Source organism: Nostoc sp. NMS7 (assembly GCF_017115085.1).
GTDB lineage: Bacteria > Cyanobacteriota > Cyanobacteriia > Cyanobacteriales > Nostocaceae > Nostoc.
In genome coordinates, this window is the sequence record NZ_JABXKJ010000098.1 from 1 (window position 1) to 2,821 (window position 2,821).

Below are 2,821 nucleotides of genomic sequence, written 5' to 3' on the forward strand. Positions count from 1 at the left end.
AAGATTTCCGACAGGGCTTTGCCAAATCCAAGACTAAGAGCATAGCCTATGGACAGAAATTGCCGAATATTATCAGCAAGGGATCGCGGATATGGGAGCGCTACGGATTGAGGTGTATGATAATGGGCATCAATTTTGGATGCCTGCTGCTGGTATTCCTTGGTTTGTCGCCGTTTTTGGACGCGACTCAATAATTGCTAGCTTGCAACCGATCGCAGTTTATCATGAATTTGCCCGTGGCACGTTACTGAAACTGGCATGAAAACCCGAAACCCCAGTGGATCATCCCTTTGTCGGGACGTTGGTTTGTGGAGACTATGGACGGACAGCGAGTGGAGATGGGGAAAGGCGAAATTTCCTTTGGAGAAGATCAGGGTACGAAAGCAGACGCACAAGGTCATAAAGGTCACTTATCTGGAACAATAGGCGATGCGCCAGCTGCTAGTTTACTGCGATCTCAAATCAGGGATCGCTTTGCTGTCCGCAATTAGGGAAATTGCGGCTTTAGGCTTAAGCATTTACTGGTTATTTCGCTACGTTCATCTTGGGCAACAATTAGTCAGCCCCGGAACCAGCTTTACATCCTAGCCGCAAGGAAATAATTCAAGTTTTACAACTAGGAGTTGTAGTTAACTTGGCAGCAATGAGGTAGGATAGCCTCACTTTTTTTGCGACGATGCTCCGCGCCGCCTTCTGGCGATGGTGTAACCACCCGATGGATGCGATCGCAGAGTTTTTCGCAGGTAGGTAGTGGAAGAGAGCCTGAGCCGATTCAGCGATCACATCACTCACATTGATGTTCACCTGAGCGATGAGAACAGCGACAAGAAGGGCGGCGATGATGATATGCGCTGCATGATAGAAGCCCGCCTCAAAGGCCGCCAGCCCATCGCGGTAACACATCAGGCAGCGACCTTAGACCAAGCCGTTGACGGGGCTGCTGATAAATTGACCAGATTGATCGATAGCACTCTCGGACGGCTGCACCACCAAGAAAATCACAGAACTGACCCACCTCTGTTTAGCTCAATTAATAGTCAATAAATTTTCCCAGGAGTCACAGATGAATGCACAAGACCTTATAGACCAATACGGTTCAGTTAAGCAAATTATATCTGTTAAGGCAGGCAGGGGGAGCAGAGGAATCATCCCCGGCATCAAAGTTGACATCGGTGCTAAGGTGGCTACAACGAGTTACCCGAAACGACCGTCAGCCCAATCATGCAATTCCTATCGCACTTTTGGGGGCCGATCGCCTGGATGATTGAGGCGGCGGTGATTCTCTCAGCAATAGTTGGAGACTGGGTTAATTTTGGCATCATTTTGCTACTCCTAATTGGCAACGGAGTAGTGGGCTTTTCGGAAGAGTTTCAAGCCAGTAATGCGATCGCTGCTCTCAAGGCAAAATTAGCACTCCAAGCACGGGTTAAACGAGATAACACCTGGACACAGATCCCTGCCCGCGAACTAGTTCCTGGCGATCTGATCCGGCTGCGTCTGGGCGATATTGTCCCCGCAGATGTGCGGTTTCTGTCAGGCGATCCGGCACAGGTTGACCAATCGGCGTTGACGGGGGAATCACTACCCGTAGAATGCAAAGTGGGAAGTGTGCTGTACTCCAGTTCTATCCTCAAGCAAGGAGAATTGGATGGAATTGTTCTATGCCACTGGAGTTAATACTTACATAGCCAGTTCTTTTGGGATGTTGTATTTAGGAGAACGGTACTTTCACCTCGATCGCAGCATTCTGCAAACGCTAATTTACCTGAAGCTCTCCATTGCTGGACTAAAAAAGGGGGGCTAAAAATGCCTTATTTTTCCCCCTCATAAATTTGCATTTTCTCAACTCTAGCGACTGAATTTAAAACAGGAGATGCTTGTGTTGTGGGTTCGGAAAGTTATGCCGATTTCCGCGAATAATTATTGAGTCATGCTGAATCGGAACTGTTGATAGAGGAATACTGTTGCTTACTTGAATTTCCTGCTAACCCAGATGACTTTGTTAAACACGTACAAGATAAATTAGCGCAGGTAGCTGACATTGTAGATGAGATTTGTGCGGTTGATAAACAATTCACTATCAATAAAGACGGAGAATCTGTATTTAAAAGAATCCCATCCCTAGCCCAAACGAATGAAGTCGAAGAATTAGAATCAAAAATTCGTGTTTTGATGCCGGAGCGTAGTATCTTAGAAATTCTTTGCAATGTTAAGCATTGGTTGAATTGGACAAGGCATTTTGGTCTATTTTCGGGAAGCGAACCAAAAATATCTGATCCTGCTGAAGGTTATATTTTTACTACGTTATTGGTGGAACTGATGCAGATATTGCGCTTGTTTTTTGGCTTTCTCTTGTCTGCCTGCTGTTGTAGCGGACAAGAATTCATGAGTCTCTTTAAATAGTTGAGATACTTCCTCAGCTATCGACTGATGTTCTTGCCGGATTCTTTCCATTAAAGCTATGATGAGGTTACTCCGCAATATTATTCAAATCATGAATAAACTACATTAACTGGACAATTAATATCCAGATAATGTAGCTTAAACAATAGCTGCTCTTGGCATTTTATCCTTTGATAAATCTTGATTGAGAAGTATCAAGATAATCGATGAAAAACAGAAGACCAATCAGATTCACTTCTACCAAGTCTCTATGAAGATATGCTGATATCCAAATCCCTAAAAACTAACTGCAAAGAACAACACAGGAAGAGGAGGAATCGAAATATCTTGGTGCAGATGACTTCACGAAGAAACGGTATTAGCTTGTAATTCTAATTTGATTGCATCTACTTAATAATTAAGCAGATACAGCAGGTAC

The 2,821-nt window shown here is 44.6% G+C and carries 7 protein-coding genes; 5 read left to right on the forward strand and 2 right to left on the reverse strand.

What is annotated here, in order from left to right; all coding sequences use genetic code 11:
- Positions 1-91 precede the first annotated feature (91 nt).
- Both HWQ38_RS10540 and HWQ38_RS10545 read left to right on the forward strand, forming a co-directional pair.
- Positions 92-262, forward strand: a complete 171-nt coding sequence (locus HWQ38_RS10540; RefSeq protein WP_292793001.1) for a hypothetical protein — start codon at positions 92-94, stop codon at positions 260-262.
- A gap of 28 nt (positions 263-290) precedes the next feature.
- Entirely contained in the window at positions 291-491 is a 201-nt protein-coding gene (locus tag HWQ38_RS10545) for a hypothetical protein (RefSeq protein WP_292793003.1), read from the forward strand.
- Between the two features lie 112 nt (positions 492-603).
- On the opposite strand, the gene HWQ38_RS10550 is transcribed toward HWQ38_RS10545, so the two are convergent.
- On the reverse strand, positions 604-792 hold the full coding sequence (locus tag HWQ38_RS10550; RefSeq protein ID WP_292793013.1) for a hypothetical protein: 189 nt from the start codon (positions 790-792) through the stop codon (positions 604-606).
- On the opposite strand from HWQ38_RS10550, the gene HWQ38_RS10555 reads away from it, so the two are divergent.
- The 3 genes from HWQ38_RS10555 to HWQ38_RS10565 all read left to right on the forward strand — a co-directional run bounded on the left by HWQ38_RS10555 (position 751) and on the right by HWQ38_RS10565 (position 1,804).
- Positions 751-1,044 carry an HPF/RaiA family ribosome-associated protein gene (locus tag HWQ38_RS10555; protein WP_292793005.1) on the forward strand — a complete coding sequence of 98 codons (294 nt, stop codon included), beginning with the start codon at positions 751-753 and terminating at the stop codon, positions 1,042-1,044. The two genes, HWQ38_RS10550 and HWQ38_RS10555, sit on opposite strands and share 42 nt — an antisense overlap.
- A 177-nt stretch (positions 1,045-1,221) precedes the next feature.
- Positions 1,222-1,677, forward strand: coding sequence for an HAD-IC family P-type ATPase (locus HWQ38_RS10560; RefSeq protein WP_292793007.1), 456 nt, complete (start codon positions 1,222-1,224; stop codon positions 1,675-1,677).
- Entirely contained in the window at positions 1,649-1,804 is a 156-nt protein-coding gene (locus HWQ38_RS10565; protein ID WP_292793009.1) for a hypothetical protein, read from the forward strand. Before HWQ38_RS10560 ends, HWQ38_RS10565 begins: the two co-directional genes overlap by 29 nt.
- A 500-nt stretch (positions 1,805-2,304) precedes the next feature.
- Here the strand turns inward: HWQ38_RS10565 and gvpC are convergent, their stop codons facing one another.
- A complete protein-coding gene (gene gvpC / locus HWQ38_RS10570; RefSeq protein ID WP_292793011.1) occupies positions 2,305-2,454 on the reverse strand; it encodes a gas vesicle protein GvpC in 150 nt (49 codons plus the stop codon).
- Positions 2,455-2,821 lie beyond the last annotated feature (367 nt).